The organism is Mesorhizobium sp. B2-6-2, assembly GCF_006440615.1.
Classification (GTDB): domain Bacteria; phylum Pseudomonadota; class Alphaproteobacteria; order Rhizobiales; family Rhizobiaceae; genus Mesorhizobium.
The window spans coordinates 399,703-416,302 of record NZ_VFUG01000003.1; the positions used below are offsets into that span (position 1 = coordinate 399,703).

General features: G+C 61.8%; 20 protein-coding genes and 1 tRNA gene. 9 read left to right on the top strand and 12 right to left on the bottom strand.

Annotation, left to right across the window (positions count from 1 at the left end):
* Positions 1-26 precede the first annotated feature (26 nt).
* The 4 genes from FJ419_RS09975 to FJ419_RS09990 all read left to right on the top strand — a co-directional run bounded on the left by FJ419_RS09975 (position 27) and on the right by FJ419_RS09990 (position 2,740).
* Positions 27-416: an Mth938-like domain-containing protein gene (locus tag FJ419_RS09975; RefSeq protein ID WP_140690425.1), complete on the top strand. Its 390-nt coding sequence runs from the start codon at positions 27-29 to the stop codon at positions 414-416.
* Complete coding sequence (locus FJ419_RS09980) at positions 417-1,283, top strand: phytoene/squalene synthase family protein (RefSeq protein WP_246679164.1); 867 nt, start codon at positions 417-419, stop codon at positions 1,281-1,283.
* 81 nt (positions 1,284-1,364) lie between these two features.
* Positions 1,365-1,790 carry a hypothetical protein gene (locus tag FJ419_RS09985; protein WP_140690429.1) on the top strand — a complete coding sequence of 142 codons (426 nt, stop codon included), beginning with the start codon at positions 1,365-1,367 and terminating at the stop codon, positions 1,788-1,790.
* A complete protein-coding gene (locus tag FJ419_RS09990) occupies positions 1,790-2,740 on the top strand; it encodes a sterol desaturase family protein (protein ID WP_181170663.1) in 951 nt (316 codons plus the stop codon). Before FJ419_RS09985 ends, FJ419_RS09990 begins: the two co-directional genes overlap by 1 nt.
* Here the strand turns inward: FJ419_RS09990 and FJ419_RS09995 are convergent.
* From FJ419_RS09995 to FJ419_RS10015, 5 genes are all read right to left on the bottom strand, one after another.
* Entirely contained in the window at positions 2,668-3,120 is a 453-nt protein-coding gene (locus FJ419_RS09995) for a type II toxin-antitoxin system RelE/ParE family toxin (protein ID WP_348642811.1), read from the bottom strand. The genes FJ419_RS09990 and FJ419_RS09995 overlap by 73 nt on opposite strands.
* On the bottom strand, positions 3,053-3,343 hold the full coding sequence (locus FJ419_RS10000; RefSeq protein ID WP_140690439.1) for a type II toxin-antitoxin system ParD family antitoxin: 291 nt from the start codon (positions 3,341-3,343) through the stop codon (positions 3,053-3,055). Before FJ419_RS10000 ends, FJ419_RS09995 begins: the two co-directional genes overlap by 68 nt.
* 73 nt (positions 3,344-3,416) lie before the next feature.
* Positions 3,417-4,826 carry a methylenetetrahydrofolate--tRNA-(uracil(54)-C(5))-methyltransferase (FADH(2)-oxidizing) TrmFO gene (gene trmFO, locus FJ419_RS10005; protein WP_140690442.1) on the bottom strand — a complete coding sequence of 470 codons (1,410 nt, stop codon included), beginning with the start codon at positions 4,824-4,826 and terminating at the stop codon, positions 3,417-3,419.
* A 431-nt stretch (positions 4,827-5,257) separates the two neighbouring features.
* On the bottom strand, positions 5,258-5,398 hold the full coding sequence (locus FJ419_RS10010) for a DUF1127 domain-containing protein (RefSeq protein WP_140690446.1): 141 nt from the start codon (positions 5,396-5,398) through the stop codon (positions 5,258-5,260).
* A 51-nt stretch (positions 5,399-5,449) separates the two neighbouring features.
* A complete protein-coding gene (locus tag FJ419_RS10015) occupies positions 5,450-5,590 on the bottom strand; it encodes a DUF1127 domain-containing protein (RefSeq protein WP_095765031.1) in 141 nt (46 codons plus the stop codon).
* Between the two features lie 234 nt (positions 5,591-5,824).
* Between FJ419_RS10015 and FJ419_RS10020 the strand changes: the two genes are divergently transcribed.
* A complete protein-coding gene (locus FJ419_RS10020; protein ID WP_140690450.1) occupies positions 5,825-6,943 on the top strand; it encodes a DUF2157 domain-containing protein in 1,119 nt (372 codons plus the stop codon).
* Positions 6,940-7,521 carry a GDYXXLXY domain-containing protein gene (locus tag FJ419_RS10025; RefSeq protein WP_140690453.1) on the top strand — a complete coding sequence of 194 codons (582 nt, stop codon included), beginning with the start codon at positions 6,940-6,942 and terminating at the stop codon, positions 7,519-7,521. The genes FJ419_RS10020 and FJ419_RS10025 overlap by 4 nt, the downstream gene beginning before the upstream one ends.
* A gap of 151 nt (positions 7,522-7,672) precedes the next feature.
* Here the strand turns inward: FJ419_RS10025 and FJ419_RS10030 are convergent.
* Positions 7,673-7,757, bottom strand: a tRNA-Leu gene (locus tag FJ419_RS10030).
* A 448-nt stretch (positions 7,758-8,205) separates the two neighbouring features.
* On the opposite strand from FJ419_RS10030, the gene tig reads away from it, so the two are divergent.
* From tig to FJ419_RS10045, 3 genes are all read left to right on the top strand, one after another.
* Positions 8,206-9,720 carry a trigger factor gene (gene tig, locus FJ419_RS10035; RefSeq protein ID WP_140690457.1) on the top strand — a complete coding sequence of 505 codons (1,515 nt, stop codon included), beginning with the start codon at positions 8,206-8,208 and terminating at the stop codon, positions 9,718-9,720.
* 193 nt (positions 9,721-9,913) lie between these two features.
* Positions 9,914-10,426 carry a hypothetical protein gene (locus tag FJ419_RS10040; protein WP_140691100.1) on the top strand — a complete coding sequence of 171 codons (513 nt, stop codon included), beginning with the start codon at positions 9,914-9,916 and terminating at the stop codon, positions 10,424-10,426.
* Between the two features lie 213 nt (positions 10,427-10,639).
* Positions 10,640-11,020 (top strand): cytochrome c family protein, encoded by a 381-nt coding sequence (locus tag FJ419_RS10045; RefSeq protein ID WP_140690461.1) that lies wholly within the window; start codon positions 10,640-10,642, stop codon positions 11,018-11,020.
* Positions 11,021-11,367: 347 nt separating this feature from the next.
* On the opposite strand, the gene FJ419_RS10050 is transcribed toward FJ419_RS10045, so the two are convergent.
* The 6 genes from FJ419_RS10050 to FJ419_RS10075 form a co-directional block, all read right to left on the bottom strand.
* Positions 11,368-11,841: an aminoacyl-tRNA deacylase gene (locus tag FJ419_RS10050; RefSeq protein WP_095765573.1), complete on the bottom strand. Its 474-nt coding sequence runs from the start codon at positions 11,839-11,841 to the stop codon at positions 11,368-11,370.
* A gap of 128 nt (positions 11,842-11,969) precedes the next feature.
* Positions 11,970-12,362, bottom strand: coding sequence for a cytochrome C oxidase subunit IV family protein (locus FJ419_RS10055; RefSeq protein ID WP_140690464.1), 393 nt, complete (start codon positions 12,360-12,362; stop codon positions 11,970-11,972).
* A gap of 27 nt (positions 12,363-12,389) precedes the next feature.
* Entirely contained in the window at positions 12,390-13,109 is a 720-nt protein-coding gene (locus tag FJ419_RS10060; protein WP_140690467.1) for a heme-copper oxidase subunit III family protein, read from the bottom strand.
* A gap of 10 nt (positions 13,110-13,119) precedes the next feature.
* A complete protein-coding gene (locus tag FJ419_RS10065) occupies positions 13,120-13,824 on the bottom strand; it encodes a cytochrome c oxidase subunit 3 (protein ID WP_140690470.1) in 705 nt (234 codons plus the stop codon).
* The gene (gene ctaD, locus FJ419_RS10070) at positions 13,821-15,590 is read right to left on the bottom strand and encodes a cytochrome c oxidase subunit I (protein WP_140690474.1); all 1,770 of its coding nucleotides are present in this window, start codon (positions 15,588-15,590) and stop codon (positions 13,821-13,823) included. Before ctaD ends, FJ419_RS10065 begins: the two co-directional genes overlap by 4 nt.
* 21 nt (positions 15,591-15,611) lie before the next feature.
* A complete protein-coding gene (locus FJ419_RS10075) occupies positions 15,612-16,496 on the bottom strand; it encodes a cytochrome c oxidase subunit II (protein WP_140690477.1) in 885 nt (294 codons plus the stop codon).
* Between the last annotated feature and the right edge of the window lie 104 nt (positions 16,497-16,600).

A 16,600-nucleotide genomic window follows, 5' to 3' on the forward strand; every position in this document is an offset into this window, starting at 1 on the left:
CCGTTTCGGCATCATGTTCTAGAGCCATGGCCAAAGGCATCATCATCCGCGAGGCGCATTTCCCTGGCAAAGCGCCGATCGAGGCCTATGGCAATGGCGGCTTTCGCTTTGCCGACATGTCGCATCGCGGATCGCTGCTCGTCCTGCCGTCGGGCATCCACGGCTGGGAGCCGGCCGATCCGCTAGCGCTGAAGGCCGCGGATTTCGACAAGCTGTTCGCCGAAGCCGGCAAGGTCGAGATCCTGCTGGTCGGCATGGGCAAGGAACTGCGGCCACTGCCGGCGGCGCTGCGAGCCGCGCTAAAGGACGCCGGGATCTCGGCGGACCCGATGTCGACGGGAGCGGCGGTGCGGACCTACAATGTGCTGCTCGCCGAAGACCGCGCCGTGGCCGCGGCGCTGATCGCCGTCGATTGAATGGCCGGCACGTCCAACATCGTCAAGAATGGCGACATCGTCATGGATGCGGTGCGCGCCGGCGACCATGACCGGTACCTATCGGCGCTTTACGCGCCGGTCGACAAGCGCGACGCGCTGCTCGCGCTCTACGCCTTCAATGCAGAGATTGCCGGCGTGCGCGATCGCATCCATGAGCCGCTGCCGGGCGAGGTCAGGCTGCAATGGTGGCGAGACGTCATTTCGGCCGAAGGGGATGCCGAGACAGGCCACCCGACCGCCGACGCCCTGCGCGCAACGATCGCCGCCTGCCGGTTGCCGAAGGCTGCTTTCGAGAACATGCTCGAGGCGCGCATCTTCGATCTCTATGACGACCCGATGCCGTCGCGCACCGATCTCGAGGGCTATTGCGGCGAGACGGCGGCGGCGCTGATCCAACTTGCGGCGATGGTGGTCGATCCGGCCGCCGCGCCTGGCTTTGCCGAACTGGCGGGCAGGGCCGGCTGCGCGCAGGCGATCACCGGCCTGCTGTTGCTTCTGCCGCTCCATCGTCGGCGCGGACAGTGTTTTGTGCCCGCCGACATCCTTTCGGCGGCCGGCACGGCGCCGGAAGAGTTCGTCAAAGGCGAGGGCGGGGCTGCCGCGGAGCGCGCGGTGACTGCGATGATCGCATTGGCGCGCGAGCATCTCAACGCCTTCGAGACAGGTGCGCCGGCGCTTCCCGTTTCGTTGCGCCCGGCCTTCCTGCCACTGGCGCTGACTCGCATCTATCTCGACAAGATGGAGAAGACGGGCAGGTCGCCGCTCAATGGGACAGCGACGCTCTCCACCTTGCGCCGGCACTGGCTGCTCTTGCGTCATGCGATGCGGGGCTGGACGCCCCTTTGACGTAAACGTCAACCGTGCTAGGGATTCCGTTGCGTGGACTCGCGTCGAAGAAATGCGGGCCGCCGGAGGAGCCGTCTTTCCATGAGCCTGTCAGTCCTGGTCGTTCTTGTCGTGTTCGGCATCGCGTTGTCGGTCGCGGCCGTGCATTTCACCGGCGGTACGACGACCGCGACGCTTGCCGGCGCCGATCATGCGCTCGCACGCTTTGCCGAGGATTTTCCCGACGAAAGACCGCGTACCGTGCGGCTGACAGCCGACAACCATGCCGCGTTTCTCGATCTCGCTCCGCAGCGCTGCGGCATCGTCCGGAGCATAGGCGATTGTTTTCTGACGCGCATCGTCACGCCGCGCGATATTCTGGCGCTGACCAGGGAAGGCAATGTGGCCTCGCTGCGGCTCAATGATTTCACCTGGAAAGGCGGCAATTTCGTCTTTGCCGATGAAGCCGACGCGCTGGCCGTGGCGGCGGCATTGCAAGGCGATGAGCGGATCCGAAAGGCGGCATGATGGACGAGTATAATTTCCCGCAGGTCACCCAGCTTGCGATCCCGTTCTTCGTCGCGGCGATCCTGATCGAGCTTTGGCTGGTGCGCACCGGCCGCGCCAAGGGATCGTTCGAAACGCGCGATACGCTGACCAGCCTGATGATGGGGACCGGCAATGTCGTCGCAGGCTTGCTGCTCGGCGTCGTGTCCTATTGGGCGCTGCTGTGGCTGTGGCAGTTCCGCTTCTTCAATCTCGGCCTGTCGATCTGGGTGTTCGTCGCCGCCTTCCTGCTCGACGACCTGCGCTACTATGTCTACCACCGCATCGCGCACCGGGTGCGCTGGGTATGGGCCGAGCACGTCAACCATCATTCCAGCCAGCACTACAATCTTTCAACGGCGCTGAGACAAAGCTGGACTGGCCTGTTCACCTTCACCTTCATCCTGCAGGCGCCGCTGGTGTTGCTCGGCTTCCATCCTGCGGTGATCGCCTTCGTCTTCGGCTTCAACCTGGTCTGGCAGTTCTGGATCCACACCGAGACGATCGGCAAGATGTGGGGCTGGTTCGAATTCATCTTCAACACGCCCTCCCACCACCGTGTCCACCACGCCACCAATCCGCGCTATCTCGACGCCAACTATGCAGGCACGCTGATCATCTGGGATCGCATGTTCGGCACCTTCGTCGAGGAGCTGGAGGAGGACCGGCCGCGCTATGGTATCGTCAAGAACATCGGCACCTTCAATCCGCTGAAGGTGGCCTTCCACGAATGGATAGGCATGTTCAAGGATGCGCTGGCGCCGGGTCTGACGCCTGGTCAGCGTGTCAACTATCTCATCCAGCCGCCGGGCTGGAGCCATGACGGCTCGCGCGATACGTCGCAGACGCTGAAGGCGGCTTATGTGCGGAGGAATCCGGGAGAGGCGGGCAAGCCGGGGTTGCCGAGGGCAGGCGCGGAGCCGGCGGAGTAATCACTCTTCAGGATGGGCCGCCTGACCCACCGTCGCGCATCAACGCCTCGTAGTCTCGACCGCCGTAGAAGACGTTGATGATGCGAACGACATCGCTTTCGACAACATAGCTGATGTTCGAAGGGGACGGTTCGCAGTCCCGGCACGATGTCATCGCGCGAGCGGCCGCCGCGAGGTGCATTGCCGATGCTTTGGCAACGATCTTCCATGCGCAGAACGAACTTCAGGGCGACTTGAGGATTTCCGCTCGCCTCCGCTATGTGTCTGAAGATGTTAGCAAGATCATCTCTCGCGCTTTGACGATATTGGACTTCAAGCCGCTGAATCATCGTCGGGGCTCGAATACTCGGCAAAAAGCCCATGAAGATGGGCGCGAACATCTTCTCTTGAAACGTTAGGCCTCTTGTCCTCAAGCGAAGCCTTCACACGTGCGCGGATCGATGCCATGCGCCCGGCATGCTCCTCCTCCTCGCGCTGGAAGGCTCGAAGAGCGGCGCGGATAACTTCGCTTGCCGAGCCGTAGGAGCCGTCCTCGACCTTTTCGCGGATCAGGCGCGCCATGGCTGGCGTGACGGTGACGGACAGTTTCTCGGCGGATTCCATGGCTCATCTCACATAGGATTGCGAGTAGGATGATATCCTACTTTATATGGGCCTCCAACAGAAACCGAAAAGCCTACTCCGCCGCTTGCGCCCGCGCCGGCAGCCCCAGCCATACCCTGCAATCGGCCAAAGCGCGCGAGGTGATGGCGTGGCGCTTGGCGACGGTCTTGTCCTTGCCGCGCAGGCGCTTGCCTTCGGTCTTCGGCGCTTCCACCGGCGGGAACAGGCCGAAATTGACGTTCATCGGCTGGAAGGAGCGCTTGCCGGGCTCGTCGTCGGAGACGATGTGGCCGCCGGTAATATGGCTGAGCAGCGCGCCGAAGGCGGTGGTTGGCGGCGGCGGCGAGGGCGTCTGGCCGAGGTGCTCGGCGGCGGCGAAGCGGCCGGCGAGCAGGCCGATGGCGGCGCTTTCGACATAGCCTTCGCAACCGGTGATCTGGCCGGCAAAGCGCAGGCCGGGGCGCGATTTCAGCTGCAGCGAAGGATCAAGCAGCGTCGGCGAGTTAATGTAGGTGTTGCGGTGCAGGCCGCCCAGACGCGCAAAGTCGGCGTTTTCAAGCCCCGGAATGGTGCGGAAGATGCGCACCTGCTCGGCATGCTTCAGCTTGGTCTGGAAGCCGACCATGTTGTAGAGCGTGCCCAGCGCATTGTCTTGCCGGAGCTGCACCACCGCATAGGCCTTGACCGTCGGATTGTGGACGTTGGTCAGCCCCATCGGCTTCATCGGCCCGTAGCGCAGGGTCTCGACACCGCGCTCGGCCATCACCTCGATCGGCAGGCAGCCGTCGAAATAGGGCGTGCCTTCCCATTCCTTGAACTCGGTCTTTTGGCCGTCGAGCAGCGCCTGGACGAAGGCGAAATATTGCTCCTTGTCCATCGGGCAGTTGATGTAGTCCTTGCCGGTGCCGCCGGGACCGACCTTGTCGTAGCGCGACTGGAACCAGGCCGTGTTCATGTCGATCGTGTCGAAATGCACGATTGGCGCGATCGCGTCGAAGAAGGCGAGCGCATCGGCGCCGGTAGCTTCCGCAATCGACTGCGCCAGCGCGGGCGCCGTCAGCGGGCCGGTGGCGATGATCGCCTGGTCCCAATCCGTGGGCGGCAGCCCGGGCACTTCCTCACGCTGGATGGTGATCAGCGGATGCGCCTCGATTTTCGCGGTGACCGCGTCGGAAAAGCCGTCGCGGTCGACGGCGAGCGCGCCGCCGGCCGGCACCTGGTTGGCGTCGCCCGCGCTCATGATCAACGAGCCGGCAAGCCGCAATTCGGCGTGCAGCAGCCCGACGGCGTTGTTCTCGGCGTCGTCGGAGCGGAAGGAATTGGAGCAGACCAGCTCGGCCAGACCGTCGGTCTTGTGCGCGTCGGTGCCGCGCACCGGGCGCATCTCATGCAGCACGACCGGAACGCCGGCTTGCGCAATTTGCCATGCGGCTTCGGAGCCGGCGAGGCCGCCGCCGATGACGTGTACGGGATTTTTGCTCATCAGCGCCGGAATAATCGCTTGGGGACGCGATTGCAATTGCCAGCTGAGAACGCACGAGGCCGGTGCCTGTGCCAGAAACAACAACACCCGCCGGGGGAGGAGGTCCGGCGGGTGTCGTTTTGGGGGTCGATCCTCGGGAGGAGGTGAAGATCGACCTTATTCGTCATCGCCGGGGAGGAGGTCGGCTTTGACGAAATTCCTTATCGCCCCTGAGGACGAAAATTCTTTTCGCCTTTGAGGACGAAATTCCTTTCGCCTTTGAGAAGGGGCGAAGCCTTCGAAGACGAACTGCGTTCGCTTCTGGAAAACAACGCCCGCCGGGGGAGGAGGTCCGGCGGGCGCCGTTTTGGTGGTCAACCCTCGGGAGGAGGTGAGGGTTGGCCGTATCCGTCAGGGTCGGGGAGGAGGTCGACCCTGGCGAAATGCCTTGCTTAGATCACCTTGCGGGCGACCATCTTGATCTCGTCGCGAACGATGCCGAGATCATGGAGCTGGCGGTTTGAAAGCCGACCCAGCTCAGCAACAGTGTCGCGATAGACGCGCCAGTTACGATAGCTGCGGATCAGGTTCATTGTCTTAACTCTCTTCAAAACTGGTTCGGACCATTTGCGGTCCGAAGCGGATTAGACCGCCTTGCGAGCGACGTAGTGGATGTCGCTGCGGCTGATGCCGAGGTCGGTCAGTTCACGGTTCGACAGGCGGTTCAGCTCGGAGACGGTGTCCCGGTAGCGGCGCCAGTTGCGGTAGTTGCGGATCAGGTTCATGGTAGTTCTCGTTTCGTCTTTGGTTCGGATCATTCCGTTTGTGTACGAACAGAAAATAGGTGGGATCATATCGGTTTAAAAGTGCCGTTGGCGCATGGCAGCAATGCAAATTGTGCAATGCAACATTAACGGCCGTTCACGCCTGCGTCGCAAAGAAGGCCGAATCGGAAAGTGCCGCCGCGTCAACGGTTTGGCTGCCCCGGCTGAGGAAATGACCAGGCTTCGGGGGAAAGCATGGCGAGCTATACGACACGGCTAAGGGCGGATATCGCCCGCTGGCGGGAGAGAGGGTTGATCGATCCCGCCACGGCGGAGGCATTGACGCGCGACGCCGCTGCCAACGAGCGCGCGTCGCTGAGTTTCGGCTCAATCCTGGCGATGATGGCGGCGCTTTTGTTCGGCGCGGCGATCCTGATCTTCGTCACCGCCAACTGGGAGGCCATCCCGCGTGTCGTTCGCGTGGCGGCGCTTTTCGCCGTTATCCTGGCCGGCTATGTCGGCGGCGCGGTGCTGAAGACGCGCGACCATGCCGCGATCGGCGAGGCGCTGTGGATCGTTGCCACCGCCGCCTTCGGCGGATCGATCGCGCTGATCGGCCAGATGTATCATCTTTCGGGCGACGAGGCCTCGGCGCTGGTGATGTGGTGCGCCGGCACGGCGTTGGCGGCAGTAGCGCTGCGTTCGAACCCGCTGACGGTGGTTGCAGTCGGCATTGCCGATGCCTGGCTGGTCCTCGAGGGGTTCGGCTTCTACTGGCGCGCGGAAATTCCGCATCTCTTCATCGTCATGGCGATCGTCCTGTTCGCCATTTCGTTCTGGACGCGCAGCCGGGCAGCGCGCCACCTCATCATTTTGTCTGTCATTCTGTATCTAGTCTTGCTGGCGACGGATCACGACACGCTGCCGGTGGCGATGTCGCTGGTCATTGTATCGACGCTGCTCTTTGCCGCCTCGGTTTTTGCCGGCGATCCGATCGACAGGATCCTGCAGCTCGGCGGCCGGCTGTCCTTGCATGCCTTGCTCGGCTTCCTCACCGGCGTGGCGATGATCCAGTTCGAGCTGGCGGATGAAAGCACCTACAACAGCGGTTTCGCCCTCGCCTCGGTCGTAGCGCTTGCCGGCATCGTGGCGGCGGTCATGTTGGCCGGCCGCGAGAGCAGGGGCCTGCGCTGGCTGGCCTATGCCGGCTTCGCCTTCGAACTTGCCATCATCTATAGCGTTACCTTGCGGTCGATGCTGGATACGGCCGGCTTCTTCCTGGCGGCTGCCGTGCTGCTCGGCATACTGGCGCTGGTCATTATCCGCGTTGAGAAACGCATGAGGACGCCCGCCGAGATAGGAGCAGCGGCATGACCGGCAAGAAACTCATCATCTCGGCGCTGGTGCTGGCGCTTGTCCAGATCGGCTTTCTCAGCTGGATCATCGCTGGCCGCGCCGCGATTCTGCGCAACGGCAAGGAAGTGCTGCTGAAGGTCCAACCGGTCGATCCGCGCGATCTCCTGCGCGGCGACTATATCTCGCTCAACAACAACATTTCTCGCATCCCGGTGAAGCTGATCGCCAACCTTCCGCAAGGCAAGTTCTCCAGCGACGACACAGCGGTCGTGGTCCGATTGAAGAAGGGCTCCGACGGCTATTGGCAGCCGACCGCGGCGTGGTTCGGCAAAGCGCCGGCCCCAGCAGGCGTGGACGAAGCAGACATTGCCGGCCATGTCGGGGAAGGCTGGGGCCTCAGCGATCCGGAAGCGACAATCGCACCCGACTACGGGATCGACCGCTTCTATCTGCCGGAAGGCGAAGGAATGGCGATCCAGGACGACATGCGCGTGCGGCCGTTCGGCATCAAGCTCGCGCTCGCGTCCGACGGCACCGCGCAGATCAAGGCGCTGATGGACGGCGACAAGACGCTGTTCGAGGAGCCGCTTTATTAAGGCCGCTTTGGCCAGCGCATCGGAGGGTCTATCGAGCAGGGCGGCGCCCGAGCCAGCATGGCGCCGGTCCTCTTTCGCCAAGGCTTCGGAGGATACCTTCGGCTCTTCGAGCCTCAGGTGTTGGCCCGTCCGAAGCTCAAAGAGCGAAGGATGGTGCGGATGAAGGGACTCGAACCCCCACGCCTTTCGGCACTGGAACCTAAATCCAGGGCGTCTACCAATTCCGCCACATCCGCTTTCCCCGGCAATCCCATGTAGCCATCATTCTGTCAATGTCGACGCCCAAGTCATGATCATCCGGTTAAAGCGCGTCGCGTGGAACTGGATTCAGGCGACCCGCTTTATGTCCATGTCTTTTGATGCATGCCGTTCTCCCAAAACCGCTGCGCACTTTTGGGCGACATGCATTGGAGCGAAGATAGTTGAAAATTAGCCTAGCCTGTGACAAAAGGCGTGTCGAATGTGACGGAAAGTGAGTTTCCGCTTCTGCAAGATGTGAAAAGTTATAGGAAAAACAAAGACTTATTCGCATCCGGCAAGGCGCAGTTCAGGAGAATTTGAACCGCATTTGCGGTCAAATCGCCAGGTTCCGTCCCAAAAGCCATTTCCGGCAAGATCATACCGGCAGGCTGTAAACGGCTAAGACCGTTTGGCAGTCTCATTGTTGAAAACAAAGGTTCTAGAATGCAGGTCACCGAAACGCTCAACTCCGGTCTCAAGCGCGAGATCAAGATCACCGTGCCGGCCGGTGACATGGAAGCCAAGCTGATGGCGCGGCTGACCGACGCCCGCGGTAAGGTGCGCATCAACGGCTTCCGGCCGGGCAAAGTGCCGGTGCAGCACCTGCGCAAGGTATATGGCAAGTCGTTCATGGCCGAGGTCGTCAACGAGATCCTCAACGACTCGACTCGTTCGATCATCTCGGGACGCGGCGAAAAAGCCGCCATGCAGCCCGAAGTGATCATGACCGAGGACGAGAAGGAGGCCGAGAAGATCCTGGCCGGCGGTGCCGATTTCGAATTCAGCCTCAACTACGAAGTCATCCCGCCGATCGAGATCAAGGATTTCTCCGACATCAAGGTGACGCGTCAGGTCTATGACGTGCCGGATGCGGAAGTCGAGGACCAGGTCAAGCGCGTCGCCGAATCGGCGCGCAGCTACGAGCCGAAGACCGGCGAGGCCGCCGAGGGCGACCGCGTGAGCATCGACTATGTCGGCAAGATCGGCGGCGAGGCCTTCGCCGGCGGCGCCGGCACTGACCAGCCGCTGGTGCTCGGCTCCAAAGAGTTCATCCCGGGCTTCGAGGAGCAGCTGATCGGAACGAAGGCCGGCGACGAGAAGCAGGTCACCGTCACTTTCCCCGAAAACTACCAGGCGGCGCACCTGGCCGGCAAGGAAGCCACCTTCGACGTCACCGTCAAGGAAGTGTCGGCGCCCGGCGCACTCGAAATCAATGACGAGACGGCCAAGAATCTCGGCCTGGAATCGCTCGAGCGCCTGCGCGAGATCGTGCGCGGCCAGATCGAGAACCAGTTCGGCTCGATGACCCGCCAGAAGGTGAAGCGCCAGCTGCTCGACCAGCTCGACGCATCTTACTCATTCGAGGCGCCGTCGAAGCTCGTCGAGGCCGAGTTCAACAACATCTGGGCTCAGGTCAACCGCGACCTGGAAGCCGCCGGCCGTACTTTCGCCGACGAAGAGACGACGGAAGAAGAAGCGCGCGCCGAATATATGCGCCTTGCCGAACGCCGCGTGCGCCTCGGCCTGGTCCTGGCCGAGATCGGCGAGAAGGCCGGCGTCACCGTGTCGGACGAGGAACTGCAGCGCGGCCTGTTCGAGCAGGTGCGCCGCTTCCCAGCCAACCAGCAGCAGGAAGCCTTCGAGTATTATCGCAGCAACCCGGAAGCCATCAACGCGCTGCGCGCGCCGATGTTCGAGGAGAAGGTGGTCGACTATCTGCTCGGCCAGATCTCGGTCAACGACGTCAAGGTCGGCAAGGACGAGCTGATGGCCGACGACGAGGAGGCCGAAACCGCGACCAAGGCGAAGCCGGCCAAGAAGGCTTCCTCGAAGAAGACCGAAGCCAAGGCAAGCGAAGCAAAGACTGGCGAAGCAAAGGCTGGCGAAGCCACCGACGAAGCGGAAGAGCCGAAGAAGAAGGCCGCGCCGAAGAAGAAAGCCGCCAAGGAAGCCGAGTAACAGGTTTCAATGCCGAGACTTCGAAAGGCCGCCTCCGGGGCGGCCTTTTTCATGGTGATGTGTTCCATTGTGGCGGCGCGGCAACACAGACAACTTGTCTTGAAGGCCTGCCGCTGGCGATACCAACCGTTGAACATTATCTGCGCTTCATCGCATTCGCGGGTGTTTGGAGGCATTGGTGAGGCTGGGATTGATGATGAGAGACGTGGTCGTCGCCGCGGCGCTCTTGTTTGCCGCAGCCGCCGGTGTCGCCCGGGCCGAGCCGGCTCTCGGCAACTGGAGCGTTGGCGCCGGCAATGACGGTCAGATCACAGCGTCGCTCCACGCCAGCAACAAGCTGATCACCGGCGGCGGGGCGCTGGGCTACAGCCCGGTGCTGACATTGGCTTGCCGGCCCGATGGCGAACCACGCTGGAGCGAGTGGCTCCAGCTCAACGATGCCGTCTCCGCCAGCCGCAAGATCACCATTTCCGTCGCGGTCGACGACAGCGGCAAAACCGACGAAAGCTGGTCGGTCGGCCCGCGCGGCAGAACGCTGGTCAGGGATGGAGACGACGGCATCAAGCGTCTGGCTTCGGCGAACCGGCTGACGCTGTCGTGGCGGTTCGGCCTGTTGTCGGGACGCGGCGAGGCCGATTTCGAGCTTGCGGGTCTTTCGGACGCGATCGGGCAGATCGCGGCAAGCTGCAAGACCGACCCGCCCTGATCTTCGCCGTTCAGAAGCTTGGACCGTTTTTTGGGCAGCTAGTCCTCGGCGCATGACCTAAGCCTTCGCAGGCCGGCAATTTTTGCCCATTGGTTCGATTCTGTGGTATGTAGGTGCCGCAATTCCACTGAAGAGACGCGGCCGCCCGCCATGCAGGATACGCCAGCGTGGCGCGGGCCGTCCGACGTAAATGACGATCAGGGAGGAAGTGCCATGCGCGCAACCGCGCTTTTCATGGTCTTGTCAGCTACGACCTTCTTTGCAAGTCCGTCGCAGGCGCAAGACGCCGCCGCAGGCGAGAAGGTGTTCACCAAGTGCAAGGTCTGCCACATTGCCGACCAGGACCAGAATAAGGTCGGCCCGTCTCTGCACGGCGTCATCGGGCGCACCGCGGGCACGCATCCCGGTTTCACCTATTCCACGGCCATGATCGAGGCCGGAAAATCCGGCATCAAATGGGACGAGCCTACGCTGACAAAATATCTTCACGACCCCAAGGCGATGGTCAAAGGAACGAAGATGGCGTTTCCCGGCCTCAAGAACGATCAGGACATAGCCAACGTCATCGCCTACCTGAAGCAGTTTTCCAAATAAACACCGCCGTCCAGACTCTTTTGATGGTCGCCTGCTTATCCGGAAGGAAGACGCCGGCAGTTGCGCAGATGAATATCGCCCCCAGCACCGTCACGCCGGGAGCGCAAAAAAACCCAATAGCAGCAGAATGACTATGCCAACGCCGAGTATAAGAAGCGTCCGCGTGTCCATGACGTTCACCTTCGCATCTTGAGAATACCGAAAAAGCAACCCTGGACGACTGGCGGTCGTGCTGCCGATCCTCGGCCTTGGCATGTTTTTACCGCAAGGTCGTAGAGCCGCCGGCTGCCCCAGACCGTCGAAGCAATCAGGCCCTGCCATGACGCAGCGGCGGGAGCCTCGGTGCGTCAGAAGGCCGGATAGCTGAACCGCGCCTGGCGCGCGTCCGTCGTCAGGTTGCGGAAATCCTTGCCGCTGACATGCACAAGCGTCTTGTGGTCGCCGCCCTCGAAATAGATATCGGCGGCATCACGCAGGCTTTCGTCCAGAATGACCGGCACATCATAAGCCGCACCGATCGGCGGTATGGCGCCGACGTCGCAATCGTCAAAGAGCGATACCACTTCGTCTTCGGAAGCGAGGCCGAGGCGTTTGTCCATGACGTCCTGCAGCTTGCCGAGTTCGATTCTGTGGGTGCTTGGCACCACGGCCAGCGCATAACCGAGTTCGTGGTGAACGACCACGGACTTCGCCATGATGCTGCCGGGCACGTGCGCGGCAATGGCGGCCTGCCTGCTGGTGGCAGTTCGATGATGCCCCACGGTATCGTAGGAGATGCCCTTGCGGTCGATAAAGTTTCTCAGTCTGTTCGCTATCGTCATTGTCCGCGTCCTTTGCTTGAGTTCACGGCGCATACGCCAAACCAAAATGGGCCGGCGGCCTGTTGTTTCAAGCCATCGGAACCGGCTGTCCCCGGCCCGTCATGCTGCGGCTGGACCCGTATCGGGTGTCAGGGGCCAGGCCCGAAAAACGCGATACGAGTCAGCAGCGTATAGTCGGCCTCGAAGACCATCATCGCCACGAAAACCAGCACCAGTATCGGCGGCATGATGATTGCATACATCATCGCCAGCCGCTCCCAGGCCATGTGCATGAAGACGGCGACGATCAGTCCTGCCTTGAGCATCATGAAGATCAGGATCAGCGACCACCTGAGATAGCCGTGAAGGCCGAAATAGTCGACCAAATAGGAGCAGGTGCTGAGAATGAACAGCCACGCCCAGACCACCAGATAGAGCTTGATCGGGTGCTCCTGATGCGTCTCCGCCTTGGCAACGATCGCCGCATCATGGGCGGGATGCAGTGCGTGTTGTCCGAGACCGTTTGCGGTTGCTTCAGCCATGTCTGCCTCTCAACAAAGCCTGCCTTCTCACCAAAGATAAAAGAAGGCGAAGATGAACACCCAGACCAGGTCGACGAAGTGCCAGTAGAGCCCCATGATCTCGACGTTCTCGTAGCGGCCCCTGCGGCTGGTGAAAAAGCCGGGCCGGCCGGTGTCGAAGTCACCACGCCAGACTTTTCTCGCCACGATGATCAGGAAGATCACCCCGATGGTGACGTGAGTGCCGTGGAAGCCGGTGATCATGAAAAAGCACGAGCCGAATTGTGCGGCTCCCCAGGGATTGCCCCACGGCCGGACCCCTTCGGTGATCAGCTTGGTCCATTCGAAGGCCTGCATGCCGACGAAGGTCGCGCCGAGCGCGGCGGTCAAAAGCATCAGGATCGCGGTTTTGCGACGATCGCGGCGATACCCGAAATTGACCGCCATGGCCATGGTTCCGCTGCTCGAGATGAGAACGAATGTCATGATGGCGATCAGGATCAGCGGGATATCCGAGCCGCCGATGCGCAAGGCGAAGACCTCGCTTGGATTCGGCCACGGCACGCGCGTGGAGATCCGCGCCGTCATATAGGAAAGCAGGAAGCAACCGAAAATGAAGGTGTCGCTGAGCAGGAAGATCCACATCATGGCCTTGCCCCAGGACACGTTCTTGAACGCGCGCTGATCCGAGGCCCAGTCGGCGGCGATCCCGCGCAAGCCTTGGGGGCGATCCATCCGGCTGGTATGCGTTAGTGTGGTCTCGGCCATCGCCAGTCTCCTAGGTCAGCAGCCGTTGGCAAATGCTCACAAACGTCGCCGCCCAACCGGCCAGGACGGCGAAGATGCATAGCCAGACGAAAAGCAGGAAATGCCAATACATGGCGCAGAGCTCGACGCTGAGGCGCAGCCGCTCCCGCCGCATTCCGTTCCAGGCGCCGGCGCTCGTCCTGCCAAGGCCGATCAGCCCGCCCAGTATGTGCAGGCCGTGCATCGCCGTGATCAGATAAAAGAAGCTGTTGGCCGGGTTGGAGGCCAACAGGTAGCCGTCCTCGGTCAGCTGCCGCCATGCAATCAACTGGCCGGCGAGGAAGGCGAGGGCGGTCAATCCCGCCGTTGCAAGACCAAGCCTTACCATGTCCACCTGGCCTCTGCGCGCGGCGACCACCGCACATTGCAGCGCGACGCTGCTCAGCGCCAGCACGCCGGTGTTGAGCCAAAGCAGGCGCGGCAGCGGCAGCGGCCGCCAGTCCGACAGGCCCATGCGCATGAAATACGCGCTGGTGAACAGCGAGAACAGGCAGCCGACGACAGCGAGGAAGACGCCGAGGCCGATCTTGGCGGTGGGCAGGGACGACCGGTCGAAGCCGACGACGTCCCCGGCCACGCCTTGCTCCAGCCAGGGCTTCGCCGTCAACCGCTGGTGCGAAAGCCACCAACCGGCAAAGCCGGCGATCACCAACAGGAAGACCAGGATGACGCTCATGCCGGCTCCCTGGAGGGGCCGAAGGAGCCCGGCACGTTCTGCGGGATGAAGTCCTCCTTGGCACCCGGCACGCTGTAATCGTAGGCCCAACGATAGACGATCGGCAGTTCCTTGCCGAAATTGCCGTGCGCCGGCGGCGTCTCAGGCGTTTGCCATTCGAGCGTCGTTGCCCGCCAGGGGTTGCCGCCAGCCTCACGACCATGGCGGATGCTCCAGATCAGGTTGAGCAGGAACACCATCTGGGCGAAGCCGACGATGAAGGCCATGATGCTGATGAACGAGTTCAGATGGTGGGCCGATTCCGTCATGATATTCATGTCGGTCAGTTCGGCGTAACGCCGCGGAACGCCCATCAGACCAAGATAGTGCATGGGGAAGAAGATCAGGTAGGCGCCGAGGAAGGTGATCCAGAAATGGAAGCGGCCGAGTGTCTCGTCCAGCATCCGTCCGGTGACCTTTGGATACCAGTGATAGATCGCGCCGAAGATCACCAGGATCGGCGCGACACCCATGACCATGTGGAAATGTGCGACGACGAACATCGTATCCGACAGCGGCACGTCGACGACGACGTTGCCGAGGAACAAGCCCGTCAGGCCGCCATTGACGAAGGTGACGATGAAGGCGAGAGCGAACAGCATCGGTATGGTGAGGTGGATATCGCCGCGCCACAACGTCAGCACCCAGTTATAGACCTTGATCGCGGTCGGCACCGCAATGATCAACGTCGTGGTGGCAAAGAAGAAGCCGAAATAAGGATTCATGCCGCTGACATACATGTGGTGCGCCCAGACCACGAAGCTCAGCGCGCCGATGGCGATGATGGCCCAGACCATCATGCGATAGCCGAAGATGTTCTTGCGCGCATGTGTGCTGATCAGGTCGGACACGATGCCGAAGGCCGGCAGCGCCACGATGTAGACTTCCGGATGGCCGAAGAACCAGAACAGATGCTGGAACAGGATCGGGCTGCCGCCATTGTGTTGAAGTTGCTCGCCCATCTCGACGATTGCCGGCATGAAGAAGGAAGTGCCGAGCAGACGGTCGAGCAGCATCATCACACAAGCAACGAACAGTGCCGGGAAGGCCAGAAGCGCCATGACCGTGGCGGTGAAGATGCCCCAGACGGTGAGCGGCAGGCGCATCAAGGTCATGCCGCGGGTGCGGCCTTGCAGCACCGTCACCACGTAGTTCAGGCCACCCATGGTAAAGCCGATGATGAACAGGATGAGCGAAGAAAGCATCAGGATGATGCCCCAGTCCTGGCCGCCCGGCGTGCCGGTCATGATTGCCTGCGGAGGGTAAAGCGTCCAGCCGGCGCCTGTCGGCCCGCCCGGCGCGAAGAAGCTCGACACCAGGACCAGCACGGCGAGCAGATAGACCCAATAGCTTAGCATGTTGACATAGGGAAAGACCATGTCGCGGGCGCCAACCATCAGCGGAATGAGGTAATTGCCGAAGCCGCCAAGGAAGAGCGCGGTGAGCAAATAGATCACCATGATCATGCCGTGCATGGTGATGAACTGATAGTAGGCCTCCGGAGTGATGAAATCGAACGTGCCGGGGAAGCCGAGCTGCAGGCGCATCAGCCAGGACAGCATCAGCGCGACGAGGCCAATAGCCGTGGCCGTCGCCGAATACTGGACTGCTATGACCTTGGCGTCCTGTGAAAAGACGTATTTCGTCCACCAGCTGTGCGGATGGTAGAGCTCCATCTCCGCAACTTCGGCGGGTGGAACGGCATCTGCGGGCGTGACGTCGACCATGGGAGCACCTCCGCGCCCTGCTCAGCGGGCCTCGAGCGTTTCGAGTTTTGCCGCGACGTCCAAACTGGACGCCATCGTCTTTTCCGACGGTTGGTTCGCCGAGCCCGTTTGCTTGGGCGCGGACAATTGCGCAAAGGTCTGCTGCTGGCCGAGCCAGGCCAGATAGTCCTGCTCGGTATCGACCATGACCACGCCATGCATCAGCGGATGTCCCTGGCCGCACAGCTCGGCGCACAAGACCTGAAAGGTTCCGGTCCGCGTTGGCGTGAACCAGAAATACGTGACCGATCCCGGGATCATATCCATCTTGGCGCGGAATTCCGGGATGTAGAAATCGTGCAGCACGTCGATCGAGCGCAACAGCACCTTGACCGGCTTGCCGACCGGCAGGTGCAGGTCCGCCGCCTCGACCACGACGTCGTCCTGGCCGTTCGGGTCGCCGGTTACGATGCCGAGCGGGTTTTCAGCCGAGACGATGCGGGTGTCGGAGGTGCCGAGCTTGCCGTCCTTGCCGGGCAGGCGGTAGCTCCATTGCCATTGCTGGGCGACAACCTCGATATTGGCGGCCTCGCTGGGAACGTTGACGAAGCGGCTCCAGACGAAGAGGCCGGGAACCAGCAAGGCGGTGACACCGGCCGCCGTTGCTATCATCAGCCACGATTCGAGCCGCCTGTTCTCCGGTTGATATGCCGCGCGATTGCCTTCCCGATGCCGGAAGCGGAAGACGCAATAAGCCATAAAGAGCACGACAGCGGCAAAGACGATGCCGGTGATCCAAAAGCTGATGATGATGGTGTTGTCGATGTAGTCCCAGTTCGAGGCGATCGGCGTCCACCACCATGGGCTCAGGAGGTGGAACAGCACCGAGCCCACAACGATCAAAACGAGTACAAGCACAATGGCCATGTCCCGTCCTCCCGGTATTTCACGGGAGCGCTAAGCATCCCGGGCAAATACCAGGTCCCATCATGCTTGATTTCCTGCTGAAATTCCAGAGCCGACTATCTGAT

Coding starts and splice junctions, on each gene's coding strand:
- FJ419_RS09975 (WP_140690425.1), top strand. CDS start 27: ATGGCCAAAGGCATCATCATCCGCGAGGCGCATTTCCCTGGCAAAGCG.
- FJ419_RS09980 (WP_246679164.1), top strand. CDS start 417: ATGGCCGGCACGTCCAACATCGTCAAGAATGGCGACATCGTCATGGAT.
- FJ419_RS09985 (WP_140690429.1), top strand. CDS start 1,365: ATGAGCCTGTCAGTCCTGGTCGTTCTTGTCGTGTTCGGCATCGCGTTG.
- FJ419_RS09990 (WP_181170663.1), top strand. CDS start 1,790: ATGGACGAGTATAATTTCCCGCAGGTCACCCAGCTTGCGATCCCGTTC.
- FJ419_RS09995 (WP_348642811.1), bottom strand. CDS start 3,120: ATGTTCGCGCCCATCTTCATGGGCTTTTTGCCGAGTATTCGAGCCCCG.
- FJ419_RS10000 (WP_140690439.1), bottom strand. CDS start 3,343: ATGGAATCCGCCGAGAAACTGTCCGTCACCGTCACGCCAGCCATGGCG.
- trmFO (WP_140690442.1), bottom strand. CDS start 4,826: ATGAGCAAAAATCCCGTACACGTCATCGGCGGCGGCCTCGCCGGCTCC.
- FJ419_RS10010 (WP_140690446.1), bottom strand. CDS start 5,398: ATGAACCTGATCCGCAGCTATCGTAACTGGCGCGTCTATCGCGACACT.
- FJ419_RS10015 (WP_095765031.1), bottom strand. CDS start 5,590: ATGAACCTGATCCGCAACTACCGCAACTGGCGCCGCTACCGGGACACC.
- FJ419_RS10020 (WP_140690450.1), top strand. CDS start 5,825: ATGGCGAGCTATACGACACGGCTAAGGGCGGATATCGCCCGCTGGCGG.
- FJ419_RS10025 (WP_140690453.1), top strand. CDS start 6,940: ATGACCGGCAAGAAACTCATCATCTCGGCGCTGGTGCTGGCGCTTGTC.
- tig (WP_140690457.1), top strand. CDS start 8,206: ATGCAGGTCACCGAAACGCTCAACTCCGGTCTCAAGCGCGAGATCAAG.
- FJ419_RS10040 (WP_140691100.1), top strand. CDS start 9,914: ATGATGAGAGACGTGGTCGTCGCCGCGGCGCTCTTGTTTGCCGCAGCC.
- FJ419_RS10045 (WP_140690461.1), top strand. CDS start 10,640: ATGCGCGCAACCGCGCTTTTCATGGTCTTGTCAGCTACGACCTTCTTT.
- FJ419_RS10050 (WP_095765573.1), bottom strand. CDS start 11,841: ATGACGATAGCGAACAGACTGAGAAACTTTATCGACCGCAAGGGCATC.
- FJ419_RS10055 (WP_140690464.1), bottom strand. CDS start 12,362: ATGGCTGAAGCAACCGCAAACGGTCTCGGACAACACGCACTGCATCCC.
- FJ419_RS10060 (WP_140690467.1), bottom strand. CDS start 13,109: ATGGCCGAGACCACACTAACGCATACCAGCCGGATGGATCGCCCCCAA.
- FJ419_RS10065 (WP_140690470.1), bottom strand. CDS start 13,824: ATGAGCGTCATCCTGGTCTTCCTGTTGGTGATCGCCGGCTTTGCCGGT.
- ctaD (WP_140690474.1), bottom strand. CDS start 15,590: ATGGTCGACGTCACGCCCGCAGATGCCGTTCCACCCGCCGAAGTTGCG.
- FJ419_RS10075 (WP_140690477.1), bottom strand. CDS start 16,496: ATGGCCATTGTGCTTGTACTCGTTTTGATCGTTGTGGGCTCGGTGCTG.